This window comes from Hymenobacter sp. HD11105 (assembly GCF_054051685.1).
Genome location: NZ_JBSWBR010000001.1, coordinates 403,982 through 420,547, shown reverse-complemented (window position 1 = coordinate 420,547; position 16,566 = coordinate 403,982). Strand labels below are relative to the sequence as shown.

Sequence of the window (16,566 nt, the reverse complement as noted above, 5' to 3'; positions counted from 1 at the left end):
GGCTTTACGGTCAGGTCGTTGATTGATCATTACGCTGCCACAATTACTACCTGCTCAGTCATTTGGCTAGCACCAAGCCCCTATTTTACCAGTTAGTCCCATGAAACGCAGAGACTTCCTTCAAACTACGGCCACCGCGGCGGTATTGCCGGCACTGATGGGGGGCTTTCCAATCGGAGCGTATGGGTACTCGCCTGAATTGGTTGAACTGACCGGTGGGCTTACGCCAACCGACCGGGTACTCGTGCTCATTCAGCTTAATGGCGGTAATGATGGGCTAAACATGATTATACCCCTTGATCAATACTCGTCGTTGATGAGGGCCCGGCCTGATGTGGCCATTGCTGAGAACGAAGTGTTGCGCCTGACTACGGCCACTGGTATTCATCCGGCCATGGCAGCCGTCAGGAATATGTACACTAATGGCCAGATAGGTATAGTACAGAGTGTGGGGTACCCCAACCCAAACTTCAGCCACTTCCGTGCTACCGATATCTGGACCTCCGGCTCCGACTCGAACGTGACCATCACCTCCGGTTGGGCTGGTCGCTACCTCGATGGCGAGTACCCAGGCTTTCCGACTGGCTTTCCCAGCGCTGAAAATCCTGATCCTTTGGCGATTAGCATCGGCTCAGTAGTAAGCAACTGCGTACAGGGCCCGACCGTGAATATGGGTATGGCCATTGCCAGTACCTCATCCTTTTATCAGCTGCTTACCGGCGGTGTCGATACAGCCCCCAACACTCCGGCTGGCCATGAGTTGACCTTTATCCGGCAGGTGGTACAACAGACTCAGGTATATACTTCCAGCATCAAGCAAGCGGCAAGTAAGGCCCAAAATCTGTCGACTTTATATCCCACAGCCGGGCTGAACACGCTGGCCGATCAGCTCAAAATTGTGGCGCAGTTGATAGCTGGCGGCCTGCAAACGCGGGTATATGTATGTAATCTAGGTGGCTTCGATACGCATGCTTCCCAGGTTTCTGCTACGGGCAGCACCTCCACGGGTACGCATGCCACGCTACTGGGCAAAATTTCGCAGGCGCTGGAAGCTTTTCAAGACGATTTGCAACGCCTGCGGGTACAGGACCGGGTGGTGGGCATGACGTTCTCTGAATTTGGGCGGCGCATCAAGTCCAACTCAAGTAAGGGAACTGACCACGGCGCGGCGGCTCCGCTTATCGTTTTTGGAACCAGCGTCAATCCTATCATTCATGGCACCAATCCGCTATTACCCGCTGATGCTGGGGTGAGCGATAATGTGCCCATGCAGTTTGATTTCCGCAGTATTTACGCCAGTATTCTGAAAGATTGGTTCTTCGTGCCACAGACGACGCTCAATGTCCTGCTGCCTTCCAGCACAGGCATTCCTTACATACCAGTGTTGCGCCCAGGTGTAGTGACCGGCACTACCCCGGCAGCCGACATGAGTGTGGCTGGCTTCAGCATATATCCTAATCCGGTACGCGACTACTCCACTGTTGCCTTTGAGGCCAACGGTGGCCACGTACAGGTGCTGGTATTCGATACAGTAGGTCGGGAAGTATTACGCTTGGTAAACCGGCCACTGCCCAAAGGGCCACAAAAGCTACGTCTGGATGGTGGGCAGCTAGCGACGGGCTCTTACTACTGCCATGTGCAGGAAGGCAGCCGCACTAGCTCAAGACTAATCGCGGTATTGCATTAGCCTAGCGCCTTGATCAGTTAATACTTCATTAGCAAAACTTCCTTTCTTGGTGCTGTACCCTCGTTTGCGGCCCATTACTAGCGGTTAATGGAAAACCATTAATAACTGCGAGCCACTTTTTGCGTACATGCTTCCCAGTGGCCCAGCCACTATTCTGTACCGATTTTTCACTCGTTTCGCTAACCTCCGCTATGGACAACCAAACCCAAATAGAAGCTCAACTAGAAAAGATTCTGCCTGAAGACATCACCCGGACGCTGGAAAGCGCCTACCATGTTATTTTTCAGGGAGACCACGATAAGATGGAGGATTTGCTCCGTCATGGAGGTGCTTTGCTGAAAAAGACTGCTCAGCGCTTTACTACTACCCAACTGATTCTGGGTATCGCTGCTATTGCCGCAGTGGCCGTGGTAGTAGTAAACCAAGTAGTAGAAGCTGCCGACGACCATGACACGTCTGCGGAGCCTATAGAAGACAATAAAAAGAATAAGCCCGGAAAAGCAGGTGCTCAGTCACAGCACGAGCACAACGCTTAAACTGTAGGCATAACAACGAAGGCGCCCTGCGCTATTATCATTTGAAAAAGCCCTCTACTTGCTGTAGAGGGCTTTTTACGTTTAATCTAATTCCCAATTTTATGCTAGAGTGTGGGTCTTGCATATGATTATATAGGAACTTTTTATATAAATAAGCAAATAATTTTTATAATTCATTCATGTTTTATATGTTCAATATATCTGTCGCTGACCTCTACACCTCTTTTTTCATCAAGTTATGCTACATAAATACCTACTACTTTTTGGCACTATGCTATTCATGACCTTGGGTGATGCAGTTAGCAGCGCGGCTGCTACTGTAAAGCCCACATCCGCAAGGGTTTCTTTCGCTTTCATTGGGCCTTACGCCAAGCGCAAACCTATCAAGGCCCAATACAAGCGCAAAAAACCAATGTGTCGCCATCATCGGCCGCTTAACCATACCATTTATTAGCCGCTAAGCGCTTTGCCTATCTCCCCAAAACAAGCCCCCCAGAATAGTTTCTGGGGGGCTTTTCTATAGTTGCCTTATTCCTTTTCGCTGCAACTGTGGTCATAAAGTCCGCTTAGATTCAGACCTGCTAAGATCAAACTAAAGACAATTGAGAACAGTCTGCTTAAGCGGCTTCTAATACATCAGGCGCGTTGTGTGCAGGAGAGTTAACCAGGGTGCTAACCGTGTATTCCTGCATTTGCTCTGCCGGATAAGGCCGTAGTAGCGCCTGGTGGTCGGCGGCCGACACGCCGTCGTCGAGCCAAGCTAGCTCGGCCTCGCGGTTGGGCAGCATCACGGGCATGCGGTTGTGCAGGCGGGCCATCAGGTCGTTTGGCTCGGTGGTGATGATGGTGAACGTGGGCAGCACTTCGCCAGTCTGGCGGTCAGCCCACTCGTCCCAGAGGCCCGCGAAAGCAAAAGGCTGCTCGTTGCGCAGCAGAATACGGTGCGGCACCTTGGCCTTTTTGCCTTTAGCCCCGGCCGGCGGGGCTACCTGCTGCCACTCATAAAAGCTATCCGCTAGTACCAGGCAGCGCTTGCGCTGCAGCAGCTGCCGAAAGGACGGCTTCTCTGCTAGAGTCTCGGCGCGGGCATTAATGGGTTTGAGGGCCGATTGAATATCTTTCACCCAACCCGGCACCAGGCCCCACTGCACCAACTGAATTTGGCCGGGGGCCGCGTTGGTAATGATGGGCAAGTGCTGCGAAGGTGCAGCGTTGTAGTTGGGGGGCATTTCTTCGGTAAACCGAGCTTCGAAGCGCTCCTCAACGGCGGGAGCAGGCGAGATAAATGTATAGCGGCCGCACATAGGTTGGGTAAGGTAAAATGGGGAGAAAGCAGGCCGGCACTGCGGCTTGTAACACGTAGCTGAGTACGCCGCGGCTTAGATGGAAGTTGAGGTGAGCCGCCAACTTTTAGCCAGCCGCCAGTTCGGGTAGGCCGGGGGCATTTAGTGGAGTCCGAACACGACGCATGGTCAGCCGTAATCAATAGTACTGCCTTGTACTCGCGTGTTCCTTCTTCGTTCTCGTCTATGAATCAGCCCCTATTCTTTTACTTTCTAGGTACTATTGCGCTGGCTTGGGCTCATGCCTTGCCAGCTACAGGACAAGGCAAGAACGCCTCGTATCCAACCTTTGGCCGTATCATTCGCGACCAAGAAGGGCTCAATGCGCTGGTAGCTGCTGATGCTACCGTGGAAGTACTGGCGTCCGGCTTTACCTGGGTTGAGGGCCCCGTATGGTTCAAGGCCGAAGGAGCGTTGTTGTTCTCCCACGCTCCCCAAAACGTTATTTATCGGTGGAAAGAGGGCGAGCCCCTGCGCGAATACCTGAAGCCGGCCGGCTACACTGGGCTGGGCACTTATGGCAACGAGCCGGGCAGCAATGGCTTGACCTTCGACCAGCAGGGCCAGTTAGTAGCCTGCGAGCACGGCGACCGGCGAATATCCGTCTTGCTCAAAGACGGTGGCAAGCGTACCCTGGCCGATAACTACGAAGGCAAGCGCTTGAACAGCCCCAATGACTTGGTTATCAAATCCAATGGAGATATCTACTTCACCGATCCGCCCTATGGCCTGCCCGAACAGGAAAACGACAAGCGGCGCGAGCTAGCTTTTAGCGGGGTATATCGGGTAGCCAAGTCAGGTCAGGTTACGCTGCTCCTGCAAGACCTTACCCGCCCAAACGGCCTAGCTTTTTCGCCCGATGAGAAAACCCTCTACATCACCCAATCGGACCCTAAGCGCGCCATCGTAATGGCTTACCCTGTGCGTAGCAACGGCACCTTGGGTACTGGGCGTGTTTTCTTTGACGCTACCCCTCTTCTAGCAGAGCAAAAGGGTTTGCCCGACGGTATTAAAGTTGATCGGCAGGGCAATATATTCACCACGGGCCCCGGCGGCGTACACGTGCTGGCCCCCGACGGCACTCATCTAGGCCTCATCAGCCTGCCCGTGTCCGTAGCTAACCTAGCCTGGGGCGACGACGGTAGCACACTTTACCTCACCGCTAGCAACTATCTGTGTCGCATTCGCACTAAGACGAAAGGCGCAGGCTGGTGACAGATGCAAATGGCTACCAGACAAAGCTTTATAGAAGCACGTTTTCTACTGGCTGAATAGGCGCCGGCAGCTCCGACTCGCCGAGCAACTGTAGTAAGTTAATCTCAATGGTGCGGGAAATAGAGTGCAGAGGCAAGTTGTGCGTTTCAACCCCAAAAGGCTCCTCCACCTCTTCTCCTATTACATCGAGGCCGAAGAAGGCGTGCGAGACGACAAACACCACCACGGGCGTGAACACGCCCACCGTGTCGATGAGACCAAAGGGCAACAGAAAGCAGAAAAACGCCACAATGCGGTGACTTAGATACACATAAGGTATCGGGAAAGGCGTGTTCTTAATTCGCTCGCAGCCGCCCTGCACATTCAGCAGTTCGGTCATGGTGCGCTCGATAATAGGCAGATGCAGGGGGTGAATCAATTGCTGTTGCCATAATTTTTGTATCCGTTCGGCCATCAACTGCACAATGCTCATCGGCACGTTTCTCTGGCCCGCCAGCCGGGCTAAGCTGCTGGCTGACAGGTAGGGCGCTATATCAGGCACTGGGTCGGTATTGCGCAAAAGGTGGCGCAGGGCGTGAGTGTAGGCAATCATCATGTGCACGAGCTCGCGCCGATGGTGCTCTACTTCCGCCATTTCTACATCTAAGCTGCCGGGCTGGGGCGTAACGAGGGTAAGGGCCTGGCGAGCAAAGGTTCGGGCGTTATTCACCAGCGCACCCCACAAAATGCGGCCCTCCCAAAAACGCGTATAGGCCGTATTATTCCGAAAACCTAAGAAAATACTGATAGCCACCCCCATGATAGTGAACGGGATAGGCGTAAGCGTATACGTCTTGTTGAGACCGGTACTCATCTCAATCACCGTCACGACGGTGGCAATGCAGGTAGCGACTAGAATCCGCGGCCAAGAATCCTCAAAACTGCTGCCTCTTATCGTCAGCAGCATCTGCATCCACGATACTTTCTCTTTAACAACCATAGCTAAATAGACTGTTAGAAAGCGCTATGGGTTACACACCCGTCAAAATAAGGCGCTACGGATAGCTCTGTTGGATTCGATTCTGGCCGCGTTCAGGTCCTTATTTTGTTGACTGTTCGCCGAGTTTATACCTGTTCATAAGCTTCAGCAACACCCCATTCGTCCAGCCGAAGCCATCTTGCAGCGGGTATTCGCCGCCACCGGCTTCTAAGCTGGTATTCACCACATTGTACTTCTCCAGCAGCTTGCCAGTCTGCCGAAACACATTGCTGTTCAGGCTCACCCAGCGGCTGGCAATGGTGCGCGCTAGCTCCTGTTGACGGTATTTCTCCAAACCTTCAATAGCCATGTATTGAAGGGGCGCCCAGGCGTTGGGGGCGTCCCACTGCTGCCCGCTGGTATTGAGCGTGGTAAGCAAGCCGCCCGCTTTCAGAAAATCCTGGCGCAGGCCGGCAGCCACTTGGCGTGCTTGCTTGGGCGTGGCTAATTCAAAATTCAGGGGGAAAACCCCGGCCAGGGTACGCACCGGCGAAGTGCGGCCCGCAACCCAGTTGTAATCCAGGAACCAGCCCGTTTTTTTGTCCCAGCAATACGTTAGAATAGCTTTTTTACGCTGCTCCGCTTTCTGCTGATACGTGCGGGCCAGTGCCGCATTGCCCTGTACCTGATATGATCGGGCCAAGGTCATTTCCAGATTATAGAGCAAGCAGTTCAGGTCAACGGGTACTAGGTTGGTGGTTTGAATGGATGCTAGCTGGCCCGACTCATCAAACCACCGGGTGCTAAAATCCCAGCCCGAGGCGGCTGCGGCCCGCACGTTGCGGTAAAACACGGGCGCCGCCTGCTTGCTTTCACGGGCCGACGTTACGTCTTCCATATAGGATTCTTCGCGGGGCTGGTCGCTGGCGTCCCAGTAGCGATTGAGCACCTGGCCGCCGGGCAGCTTCACTACGGCGCGGTAAGCCTGACCCGCGGGCACCGAGTCGGCACCGGTCATCCAATAAGCGTACTCACGCAGCAGCGGCGCTTGGTAGCGCGTGAGAACCGTATCGCCCTGGCTTTGGGCCAACAGGTTTACCATCAAGGAGAAAAACGGCGGCTGCGTACGGGTAAGGTAGTACGTTCGGTTTCCGTTGGGCACAAACCCATACTGCCCGATCAGGTAAGCGAAATTGTCCAGAATGTGACGGATAAGCGGTAGTCGGCCGCTTTCCTGCAAGCCCAGCATGGTGAAGTAGGAGTCCCAGTAGTACACTTCCCGAAAACGCCCCCCAGGCACGATATAAGGGTGAGGCAGCGGCACCAGGGACGAATATTGCCCCCCAACATCAGCGGGGCGGGCCAGCACCGTCCAGAGCGTATCGATGTGGGCACGTAGGCCAGCCGCTACGTTGCTTTGGTAGAGGGTTGTAGCGGCCGTGGGGGGCAAAAAATAAGTATCAACGAAGGTTTGAAGCTGAAAACCAGGCTGATTTTTTTGCTGTTCATAGGCCTGCATAATCACCTCCGGGCGCTCTTTGGGCTGAGCATCAACAAAGGTTTTGTTATCCTCATACACCCGGCCTAGCTGCACCGCTTCAAACAGTCCCGGATACAGTTGCCGGGGGGAAAGCTGTTGGGCCTGGGCACTGATCAACAGCGGCAGTAGCAGCAGAAAAAGCAACCGTCTCTTCATAGGTTTCAGGGTTAGCGTGCGGGGTACAGGGAAAGTACGTGTACAGTCACATTCCCGCCGACCTTGCTCGTAGTTGCTGCCTTTTGGCGGCATGGCTCCTAAGGCTTCCCTCCCACGTCAGCCCTGAATCCACCTAAGCGCTTTAACCAAAAAAAGCCCCCTAAATAGGTTTAGGGGGCTTTTTGCAATTGTTGATTCTGGCCTCAACAACACGTAGGTCTAGCACTACTTCCTCGGGTGCGTTGCCTACTTACGCTAACATGGTGGCAGTGCTGGGGGGCAAAATTTCGCTTAGCCTTTGGTTATGCGGCGCAGTACCGCCCGACCCGACTCGCGCAAACGAGGGAGGGGATTATTCGATGCCGGCCCCATAGTAGAGCCCGCTGCACCAGTAGAGACAGGTCTGCGGCCACTATGCAGTATGGGAGCTTCGTAGGTGTAAGCCGTAGGCGACAACTGAAGAGCCAATGCGGTAAAGGCTGAAGTAGGGACTTGCAGCACCGGGCGAGCGGCGGCTAAGTAGGGCTCAGCCATTTGCTCGTTCAAAATCATGGTTGGGTTTTCTTCCAGCGCATACAGGGGCGCGTCGCTGGTCATTTCACTGCGGAAGTACTCAATCACTCGCACGTAGTAGGCGTGGTTGGGGTCCAGGTTTTTCACCAAAACCGTATCCGCTTCGCCATCGGCTACCACGTAGTTGCCACCGCCCAATTCCGAGCCCTGCCCAAAGCGTGCCGTGGGGGTGTACTGCGTGCCATCCAGCGGAAACTCATCCACAGGGCTGCCAGCTTTCATAATGACCATACGGCGGTTGCCGGTGCCATTAGCCCACTTCAGCAGGGTGCTTTTAAGGCTTACGGGCGTACCCGTGAGTTGGGCCGCATTCTGCTCCGGTAGTAGCAGGTTGTGCGTTGGCCAGGTGGTAGCGCCCCGCACGCAGGCCCAGCCCAAGCGGTCCAGGTCTTCCCAAAAGGCTGGCTCGTCGCGGCGCGTGTTTAGCAGAATGGCCCACGTCAGACCGGTGGCGGTGCGTACCCAATATGTGGCAGTGCCATCGAGGCAGCCGCTGTGCCAACGGTTGCCGACGGCATTTACCTGCCAGCCTTTCGCGTACCAAGGATGATTTGCGGAGGGCTCCAGCATGGTGGCGATAGTTGCTTTGCTCAACAGCCCCGGCTTTGTGGTCGAGCCATCCACGGCCATGAGCAGGCGCGTTAGGTCACGGGCCGAGAAGATCCAGCCGCCGTGGGCGTTCATGGCTTCTAAGTTGCAGCCGCCGTAGGCGCCGGGCACCTTTTCGCCGGTACCGTAGCAGGACGTTTGCTTGTAATGGCTATCGTATTCCGCTTCGCGCTCTTGCTTGTCAACTAATAAGTTGCGGCCCAAGTGAGCCTCGCGCACGCCACCTGGTAGCAGCAGGTGCTCGCGTACCCATACCTCGTAAGGCTGCCTTGTCACGGCTTCTATTATTTTGCCTAGCACCAGGTAGCCCGTATTGGAATACGCATAGCGGGCGCCGGGCTTGAAGTTCAGGCCTTTACTCAGCATGAAGCGCACCAGCGTGGAGTCGCCCACTGGGTTAGGCACATTCATCACCTTAGCCACGTGCTCTGGGAAATCGATAGGGTCGCAGTTGGCAAAGCCATCACACTTTTTCTCCCGGTCCCAGCCAGCGCTGTGCTCCAGCAGTTGCTGCACCGTAATATCATAGATGCGCTTATCGATAATGACGCTGTTATAGTATTCTGCTGTCAGGTAGCCTTCGGGCCCGAAAGCTTTATGCGCAAGGTCTAGGCGTCCCTCCTCCACCAGCTTCATGATAGCCATAGACGTAACGGGCTTCGAGAGGCTGGCCACCCGCATCAGGTGGTGGGGCTGCAAGGGCGTGGTACGAGCCTGGTCGGCGTAGCCGAAAGCGCGGGCATAAATCAGCTTTTCGTCGCGGCCCAGGGCTACGGAGGCGCCCAGCACTCCCCAGCGCTGTAGAAACTGTTGAATGGCGGTATCAAAATGAGCAAGCTCAGGTACTGTAACTCCCGTTTGGGCGCTAGCCCCCAATGTCATAAGGAGTAAAAGGAGCGTAAAAAGCTTTTTCAAATACGGGAGTAAAAAAGGGTATCAATAGGCTCGCTTATGCCGCAAAGGGGCACCTATAGATATTCCAATTTTATTCCACAATTCAAAGATTCACGAATCAATAATTGATTGATTTTTATGAATTTTTGATGATCATACAACCTCTATTTATCTAATACCCAGACACTATGTAGAATTAACAAGATTGTGTAGTATATTATAAAATTACACTATTCTATGTTATACTCAAGCTTACAACGTTCTGCTGGAAGTGTAGCTTATTTCGTGTTGAGTTTAGCACGGTTTACACACCTCTATAAAGCCATTGGAAAAAAGAGCTAGCCGTCTGCATCGAACCTGATTTAAGAATAGTATACACCCACCAACGCTAGTCGCTAGGTGTCAAAAAGTGATGCTAAGGGGCTCTTTGCAGTCCTAAATCTTAGAATCAATCGAGCTACTGAGTAATGGGCGCGGGCTGGGGTTGCCAGGACGGATGACCACCGCTCATCAAACGCGGCCAGCCATCATGGTATTCCAGGCGGTCGAGGAGCATAATTCGGCGGGAGTAGCCCTGTTCGGCGTCGATGGCGTCGAAGGTGGGCTGGCGGGGGTCGATGGCGTGGTAGGCTAGCCAGTCTTGCCCAGCAGCATCCGTGACCACGGAGTTGTGGCCGGGCGCGTGCCAGTGGTCGTTGCCTTCCAGCAGCATGCTGTTGGGGTCACCAGTGGCCTGAGGCAAGGTTTCGAAGGGGCCAGTAGCACTGCGCGACCGGGCTACCAGTACGCCATAGTGCGCATCGGGGCCGCAGCAGTTGTTGCCAGAATAAAACAAGTAGTACCAGCCATCGCGCAGAATTACCCAGGCTCCTTCTATCAGACGCTGGTAGTTGGTGGGCGCCTTATCCGGTACGGGCTGCACCACGTCGAGGGCGACGCTCTGGGGGGCAAAAGAGATACGGTCGGGGGCCAGCTCGCGCACTTTTATCGGTCCGAAGCCGGAGCCCCAGTACAAGAGGCGTTTGCCGGTGGCCGGGTCGTCGAAGCTCATCGGGTCGATATTCACGAAGCTTTCTCCGCACAGCAAGGGCTCTCCGATATCCACAAACGGCCCGGCGGGCGCGTCGGCGACGGCTACGGCCAGGCACAGGCCATCGGTCGCGCCATCGGGCAGGGCGGAGAAGTAGAGGTAAAAGCAGCCGTCGTGCTCACTTACGTGGGGCGCCCACAGCTTCTGGCTGGCGCTGGCCCAGGTGGGCTTTTGCGGTAGGGCGTCGCCCAGCAGTTCCCAGTCAATCAGGTTAGTGGAGCGCGCCACTTGAATATTGATAATGAGCTTACTACGCCACTTGGTTTGAGTGCCGTAGGCGTAGTAGAAGCCATCGGAGGCCCGAATAATGGTAGGGTCGGGAAAGTCTTCGTTAAGGATAGGATTGGTGTAAGTGCTGGGGGGCGTTTTGGTCGGCATCAGGATAAGGGCTTGGTAAAAGAGGCTTGCTAAGCGTCAGACTTGCTTAAATACGCTGGAAGTTCAACTGTAGCCATTGTCTTGAGTTGCTGGTTTATTTGTAGAGCCCGTCATGCAGCGCAAAGCGAAGTATCTCGCGTGTTTACCATGGTTAGTAACCTCACATCAGCACGCGAGATGCTTCGCTGCGCTCTGCATGACGGCCTGTAACTAGTTAGTCTCCTCGTTTACCTCGTAACCACAATTCTATTCTACCTCTCTTCTTCTCCTAACCGTACAGAAGTACCCACGACCACTCCTGCTCCTGCCTTATGACCAAAACCGTTTTTATCGCCTCAGCTGAACCGTATAGCGGCAAGTCCTTGGTGTCCTTGGGTTTAGTGAATATGCTGCTGCGCAAAACCCCGAAAGTCGGCTACTTCAAGCCCATCATCAACTTCGAGCCGGCGGAGAAAAAAGACTCCCACATTGAGACCATTATCAGCTATTTCGGCCTGCCTATAACCTACGAAGCCAGTTACGCTTATACCCGTCAGGCCTCAATGCGCTTGGTGGAGGCCAATACGCAAGGCGAGATTATTGACACGATTATCCACAAGTTCAAGGCCCTGGAAGAGCAGTACGACTTCACGGTGGTGGAGGGCAGCGACTTTCTGGGTGCGGGCACCGCCTTCGAATTCGACGCCAATATTTCCATAGCCAAAAACCTAGGCGCGCCGGCTATTCTGGTGATTTCGGGCGAAGGTAAATCTACCGATCAGGTAGTAAATGCAGCCCTGACCGTGCTGCGCAACTTCGAGGCCCGCGAAGTGCCCGTACTGGCCGTTATCGTGAACAAAATACCCCCCAGTGAAGCCGACAACGCCCGCGCTCTCCTCGGGGCACAATTGCCCGCCAGTATTATCCTGGCCGTCATTCCCGAAAACCAAAGCCTACGCAGCCCTAGCATGAAGGAAATTCAGGAGCAGCTGGGGGGCAAATTATTGCTCGGCGAGCACCTGCTCAGCAACCAAGTTGACAACTTCATCACTGGGGCTATGCAGGTGCCTAACTTCCTGCGCCGCATCAAGGAGAATGTACTCATCGTGACGCCCGGCGACCGGGCCGATATCATTCTGGGTGCTTTGCAGGCTAATGCTTCGGCCAACTTTCCTAAGGTGGCGGGCATAGTGCTCACCGGCGCCATCGAGCCCGATGAGTACGTGGTGCGCCTGCTGGAAGGTCTGGAAACGGTGATTCCTATTCTGGCAGTGCAAACCGGCACTTTCCTCACGACCACGCAGATAGGCGCCATTCAGTCGCGCATCTCGCCTGACAATCCCAAGAAGATAGAGTTGGCCATTCGCACCTTCGACCAATACATGGACGTGGCTACTTTGGAAGAAAAGCTGGTCACGTTCCAGGCTGAGGGCATGACGCCGCACATGTTTCAGTATCAGCTCATGCAGTGGGCCAAAAGTCAGCGCCGCCACATTGTGCTGCCCGAGGGCAACGACGACCGGATTCTGCGCGCCGCCGCCCGCCTCCAGCAGCTCGACGTGGTTGACCTTACCATTCTGGGCGACCCCACAGCCATTGCGGCCGCCGTCAACCGCCTGGGCTTGAACCTCGACCTCGGCCGCATTCAGCTGCTCGACCCTGCCCACGCGCCCCGCTTCGCCGAGTACGCCGAAACCCTTTATGAGCTGCGCAAAGCGAAAAACGTGAACCTCGACATGGCCCGCGACATGATGACGGACGTCTCGTACTTCGGCACCATGATGGTGTACCAGGGTCACGCCGACGGCATGGTATCGGGGGCAGTGCACACCACCCAGCATACCATTCGGCCGGCCTTGCAGTTTATCAAAACCAAGCCGGGCGTGTCGGTGGTGTCGTCGGTATTTTTCATGTGTCTGCCCGACCGTGTGGCCGTGTTCGGCGACTGCGCCGTGAACCCCAACCCCACCGCCGAGCAGCTAGCCGAAATTGCCATTTCCTCGGCCGAGAGCAGCCTGAGCTTCGGCATTGAGCCGCGCATTGCTATGCTTTCTTACTCATCGGGCACCTCGGGCGAAGGCGCGGAAGTCGAAAAAGTGCGTCGTGCCACCCAGCTCGTGCACCAGCTCCGCCCCGACCTCAACGTGGAAGGCCCAATTCAGTACGATGCTGCCGTTGACCCCATCGTGGGCCGCCAGAAGCTCCCCGACTCCACGGTAGCCGGCCAAGCCAGCGTACTCATCTTCCCTGATTTGAATACCGGCAACAACACCTACAAAGCCGTGCAGCGCGAAACTGGGGCTTTGGCTATTGGGCCAGTATTACAAGGACTCAATAAACCGGTAAATGATCTGAGCCGGGGATGTACCGTGGAAGACGTGGTAAATACGGTGATTATTACCGCTATTCAGGCGCAGGGTTAACAGTTTAGGGTTTTGCAGAGAGACTATTAAGTACTTCTCTGCCCCGAAATCACGTTAGTTCTGCATTCGGCAATACCATGCCGTGGGCAGGTTTCTGTCCTGTCCCGAGAGTTTAAAATGAAGATATAAGACAGCCCTGTTTGTCGTAACAAAGCGCCCTGACTGTATCGAATAAATTATTCAGCAGTTACCGGGTCAATGATTGTTGAAACCTCATTTACTGCATTCGCGGGAAACCCACCTTGTTTCGCATGCTCACGAATCGTTGCCTCATCTGGCGCATTGTAAACGCAATAGATTTTGTCAGAGGTCACATAGCTGTGAACCCATTGAATCTGAGGACCCATTTTGTTTAACACTCCACAGGAGGTTTGTGAAATACCTTTCAGTTGTTCGGCAGTCAGGTCGCCTGCTCCCGGAATTTCTCTCTCGATCACATACTTAGGCATGGCGTTTAATTTTTAATTGTCCTACTCATCTGACTTTTCAACGTGACCCCGTTTTTAAGTGGTCTCCGCTATAAAACTCTATTATCAGGCTTTTAAGTCGTCAAAAACAGTCGAAAATCTTTAGGTGGCTTTGATACAATTGCTATATCTCAATTTACATTAATTCAAGTAAAAAACCAGCGCCGCCTTTCGGATAACAGCCAGTACCTAAGAGCATTTCATGAACATATTCGTCGTCAACTCCGGTAGCAGTTCCATCAAGTATCAGTTGTTTCGCTGGCCCGCCGAGCAGCCTATTTGTAGCGGCCTAGTCGAGCGCATCGGCTTAGCCGATGCCACCATCACCCATAAAGTATTCACGGCTGGGCCAGAGCAAATAGTGAAGCGCAGCCTAGCACTGCCCAACCATGAGGCCGGGCTGCGGGAAGTTGTCGGCTTGCTAACCGACCCAGACCAAGGCGTACTCCGCGACCCGCAGGAGATTGAGGTTGTGGGCCACCGTGTGGTGCACGGGGGCGAGGCCTTTGCCGCTACCACGCTTATTACGCCGGAAGTAAAGGCTGAAATCAAGCGGCTATTTTCCCTGGCGCCCTTGCATAACCCCGCCAACTATCTAGGTATTGAGGTGGCGGAGAATCTATTTCCCCAAGCACAGCAGGTAGCAGTATTCGACACGGCTTTTCACCAAACTTTGCCCCCCAAGGCCTTTCGCTACGCGTTGCCCGCCACTTTTTACACCGAGCTAGGCATTCGGGCCTATGGGTTTCACGGCACTAGCCACCAGTACGTAGCTACTCAGGCGGCAGAGTATCTGGGCAACCCAGCAGCCAAAATCATCACTATTCACCTCGGCAATGGCTGTAGCATGGCGGCTGTGCTGGGGGGCAAATGCGTGGACACCAGCATGGGTTTCGGCCCACTTAGCGGACTGGTAATGGGCACGCGTTCCGGCGACTTGGACCCTTCGATCATTTTTCACCTCGTACAGGAGCGCGGCTACGAGCTAACCCAAGTACAAACCCTGCTGAACAAAGAAAGTGGTATGCTGGGCCTCACCGGCTTCAGCGACATGCGCGACATTACCAAAGCCCTTCTGGCCGGCGATGCGGCCGCTGAGTTGGCCTACGATCTGTACGCTTACCGAATTCAAAAATACATCGGGGCCTACGCCGCCGCCCTCAATGGCCTCGATGCGGTGGTGTTTACGGCCGGCGTGGGCGAAAACGACACCCGCATTAGGGCTCGCGTCTGCCAAAATCTGGAGTTCTTCGGTCTTCACCTCGACGAGGACCGTAATCAGGCTTCTGGGAAGGGGCTACGTGAAATCAATCAGGCGGCGGCGCGGGTAAAGATTTTGGTGGTTCCGACCAATGAAGAACTGGCCATTGCCCGTCAGTGCTTTGCGTTGTTGGAAGAGGGCGGGGAGTAAACCATCGGCAACGTCGGAAACTTATTAGCCTTCCGGTCTGTCTGCCCAAAGCCGGGAAATCTTTCGCTCGTACAGAAACGCTAATTCGCGTTCCTCCAACATTTTACTACCAGCCATATGCTATTTTTCGAAGTCGCTCTGCTTGCTTTTGGAATTGCTGCTCCTGCCACGCCTGCTAGCCCTGACGCGCCAGTCGGCACCTCGTCGGTAAGCGTAGTCGTGACCGACCTGCCTTCCACCAAGGCCACGCTGAAGCTGTACTTCTATAATGTAAAGGAGAACTTCCTGAAGCGGGGCAACTACACTATGCTCAAGTATGTGAAGCCCGCTGGCAGCCGGCAAATTACCCTCCCCATCGACCTAACCAACGGCGAGTGGGCCGTAGCGCTTACCCAAGACCTGAACGAGAACGACCTCGTAGACCGTAATTTCCTAGGTATTCCTACTGAGCCCTACGCCTTTTCCAATAATATTCGGCCCACGGTAAGAGCCCCTTATTTCGAAGAGTGTAAGTTTCAAGTTAATGGCGCTAAAGTGGTTACCATTTCTATGAAGAAGTAACGACTCAGCTACGATAAAAAGCCAGGCCCCCGCTGTATCATACAGCGGGGGCCTGGCTTTTATAATGAATTGCTAGCGTGACGTTTTCGGCCCAGCGCACCCCACAACAGTCCACAAAAAACTCATAGGAAGCAGCCTACAGGGGGCTTTTTCTAGCGGCCAAAGTCGTCCTGCACGCGCACGATGTCGTCCTCATCGGAGGGTTGGGTGGCGTCGGTATGCTGCCAGATTTCGGCTAATACGCCCCACTGCTGCAGGCCCACCAAGCGGTGACGCTCGCCCTGCTTAAGCGTAATTAACTCACCGACGGCATAGGTTTTCAGTTCGCCTTCTTCGTCGGTGAGGCTGGTGACCACGCCTACCGGGCCCTGCAGCACCTTCCAAACCTCGGCGCGGCGGTGGTGGTATTGCCACGACAAACGCTTGCCGGGCGCCACAATCAGGATTTTGGGACTCAGCTTGCCAGATATGCGCAACTCCTCCACGGCCAATCCGTCGAAGTAAGCGTCGGCGAATGGCTGAGCTTGATCCTCGTTGATAACAAAAAAGCCCCCCCACGGGCGCTCCTGGTCCTGCTTGTCGATGGTGAAGCCCTGCTGCTGAAGCTGCTGCTCAGTTTGCTGGAATAGGGCCTGCTTTTGCGTGTCTGTCTGCATGTGGTGAAATAGAGAAGTGCCTAGCCAGCGTAAGCGGCCAATGTGAGGTAAGATTATAAGAACCGAGTCGGATTTCAAACTCAGGCTTGT

Annotated in this window: 13 protein-coding genes; 6 read left to right on the top strand and 7 right to left on the bottom strand. The window is 54.5% G+C overall.

Annotated features, from left to right (window positions below):
* The first annotated feature begins 100 nt into the window (after positions 1-100).
* Together ACW9KT_RS01910 and ACW9KT_RS01905 are read left to right on the top strand one after the other, a co-directional pair.
* Positions 101-1,687 carry a DUF1501 domain-containing protein gene (locus ACW9KT_RS01910; RefSeq protein WP_457077697.1) on the top strand — a complete coding sequence of 529 codons (1,587 nt, stop codon included), beginning with the start codon at positions 101-103 and terminating at the stop codon, positions 1,685-1,687.
* 191 nt (positions 1,688-1,878) lie between these two features.
* Positions 1,879-2,223, top strand: a complete 345-nt coding sequence (locus tag ACW9KT_RS01905; protein ID WP_457077696.1) for a hypothetical protein — start codon at positions 1,879-1,881, stop codon at positions 2,221-2,223.
* 617 nt (positions 2,224-2,840) lie between these two features.
* Here the strand turns inward: ACW9KT_RS01905 and ACW9KT_RS01900 are convergent.
* Entirely contained in the window at positions 2,841-3,527 is a 687-nt protein-coding gene (locus ACW9KT_RS01900; protein ID WP_457077695.1) for an SOS response-associated peptidase, read from the bottom strand.
* Between the two features lie 225 nt (positions 3,528-3,752).
* Here ACW9KT_RS01900 and ACW9KT_RS01895 point away from each other — a divergent pair, with 225 nt between their 5' ends.
* The gene (locus ACW9KT_RS01895) at positions 3,753-4,781 is read left to right on the top strand and encodes an SMP-30/gluconolactonase/LRE family protein (RefSeq protein WP_457077694.1); all 1,029 of its coding nucleotides are present in this window, start codon (positions 3,753-3,755) and stop codon (positions 4,779-4,781) included.
* A 28-nt stretch (positions 4,782-4,809) separates the two neighbouring features.
* Here ACW9KT_RS01895 and ACW9KT_RS01890 read toward each other — a convergent pair whose 3' ends face one another.
* From ACW9KT_RS01890 to ACW9KT_RS01875, 4 genes are all read right to left on the bottom strand, one after another.
* Positions 4,810-5,760 (bottom strand): bestrophin family protein, encoded by a 951-nt coding sequence (locus tag ACW9KT_RS01890; RefSeq protein WP_457077692.1) that lies wholly within the window; start codon positions 5,758-5,760, stop codon positions 4,810-4,812.
* Positions 5,761-5,860: 100 nt separating this feature from the next.
* Positions 5,861-7,435, bottom strand: coding sequence for an alpha,alpha-trehalase TreF (gene treF, locus ACW9KT_RS01885; RefSeq protein WP_457077691.1), 1,575 nt, complete (start codon positions 7,433-7,435; stop codon positions 5,861-5,863).
* A gap of 291 nt (positions 7,436-7,726) precedes the next feature.
* Complete coding sequence (locus ACW9KT_RS01880; RefSeq protein ID WP_457077689.1) at positions 7,727-9,532, bottom strand: serine hydrolase domain-containing protein; 1,806 nt, start codon at positions 9,530-9,532, stop codon at positions 7,727-7,729.
* Between the two features lie 436 nt (positions 9,533-9,968).
* Positions 9,969-10,979: a glycoside hydrolase family 43 protein gene (locus tag ACW9KT_RS01875; protein ID WP_457077688.1), complete on the bottom strand. Its 1,011-nt coding sequence runs from the start codon at positions 10,977-10,979 to the stop codon at positions 9,969-9,971.
* A gap of 311 nt (positions 10,980-11,290) precedes the next feature.
* Between ACW9KT_RS01875 and pta the strand changes: the two genes are divergently transcribed.
* Positions 11,291-13,381 carry a phosphate acetyltransferase gene (gene pta / locus ACW9KT_RS01870; RefSeq protein WP_457077687.1) on the top strand — a complete coding sequence of 697 codons (2,091 nt, stop codon included), beginning with the start codon at positions 11,291-11,293 and terminating at the stop codon, positions 13,379-13,381.
* 176 nt (positions 13,382-13,557) lie between these two features.
* On the opposite strand, the gene ACW9KT_RS01865 is transcribed toward pta, so the two are convergent.
* Positions 13,558-13,830 carry a DUF4242 domain-containing protein gene (locus ACW9KT_RS01865; RefSeq protein WP_457077685.1) on the bottom strand — a complete coding sequence of 91 codons (273 nt, stop codon included), beginning with the start codon at positions 13,828-13,830 and terminating at the stop codon, positions 13,558-13,560.
* Between the two features lie 220 nt (positions 13,831-14,050).
* On the opposite strand from ACW9KT_RS01865, the gene ACW9KT_RS01860 reads away from it, so the two are divergent.
* Together ACW9KT_RS01860 and ACW9KT_RS01855 are read left to right on the top strand one after the other, a co-directional pair.
* Positions 14,051-15,259 (top strand): acetate/propionate family kinase, encoded by a 1,209-nt coding sequence (locus ACW9KT_RS01860; RefSeq protein ID WP_457077684.1) that lies wholly within the window; start codon positions 14,051-14,053, stop codon positions 15,257-15,259.
* A gap of 117 nt (positions 15,260-15,376) precedes the next feature.
* Positions 15,377-15,820, top strand: a complete 444-nt coding sequence (locus ACW9KT_RS01855) for a DUF2141 domain-containing protein (RefSeq protein WP_457077683.1) — start codon at positions 15,377-15,379, stop codon at positions 15,818-15,820.
* A gap of 152 nt (positions 15,821-15,972) precedes the next feature.
* Here the strand turns inward: ACW9KT_RS01855 and ACW9KT_RS01850 are convergent, their stop codons facing one another.
* Positions 15,973-16,476 carry a phosphoheptose isomerase gene (locus ACW9KT_RS01850; protein WP_457077682.1) on the bottom strand — a complete coding sequence of 168 codons (504 nt, stop codon included), beginning with the start codon at positions 16,474-16,476 and terminating at the stop codon, positions 15,973-15,975.
* Positions 16,477-16,566 lie beyond the last annotated feature (90 nt).

Excerpts from the sequence above, each read along its gene's own strand:
- ACW9KT_RS01910 (WP_457077697.1), top strand. The coding sequence starts at position 101 with ATGAAACGCAGAGACTTCCTTCAAACTACGGCCACCGCGGCGGTATTG.
- ACW9KT_RS01905 (WP_457077696.1), top strand. The coding sequence starts at position 1,879 with ATGGACAACCAAACCCAAATAGAAGCTCAACTAGAAAAGATTCTGCCT.
- ACW9KT_RS01900 (WP_457077695.1), bottom strand. The coding sequence starts at position 3,527 with ATGTGCGGCCGCTATACATTTATCTCGCCTGCTCCCGCCGTTGAGGAG.
- ACW9KT_RS01895 (WP_457077694.1), top strand. The coding sequence starts at position 3,753 with ATGAATCAGCCCCTATTCTTTTACTTTCTAGGTACTATTGCGCTGGCT.
- ACW9KT_RS01890 (WP_457077692.1), bottom strand. The coding sequence starts at position 5,760 with ATGGTTGTTAAAGAGAAAGTATCGTGGATGCAGATGCTGCTGACGATA.
- treF (WP_457077691.1), bottom strand. The coding sequence starts at position 7,435 with ATGAAGAGACGGTTGCTTTTTCTGCTGCTACTGCCGCTGTTGATCAGT.
- ACW9KT_RS01875 (WP_457077688.1), bottom strand. The coding sequence starts at position 10,979 with ATGCCGACCAAAACGCCCCCCAGCACTTACACCAATCCTATCCTTAAC.
- pta (WP_457077687.1), top strand. The coding sequence starts at position 11,291 with ATGACCAAAACCGTTTTTATCGCCTCAGCTGAACCGTATAGCGGCAAG.
- ACW9KT_RS01865 (WP_457077685.1), bottom strand. The coding sequence starts at position 13,830 with ATGCCTAAGTATGTGATCGAGAGAGAAATTCCGGGAGCAGGCGACCTG.
- ACW9KT_RS01860 (WP_457077684.1), top strand. The coding sequence starts at position 14,051 with ATGAACATATTCGTCGTCAACTCCGGTAGCAGTTCCATCAAGTATCAG.
- ACW9KT_RS01855 (WP_457077683.1), top strand. The coding sequence starts at position 15,377 with ATGCTATTTTTCGAAGTCGCTCTGCTTGCTTTTGGAATTGCTGCTCCT.
- ACW9KT_RS01850 (WP_457077682.1), bottom strand. The coding sequence starts at position 16,476 with ATGCAGACAGACACGCAAAAGCAGGCCCTATTCCAGCAAACTGAGCAG.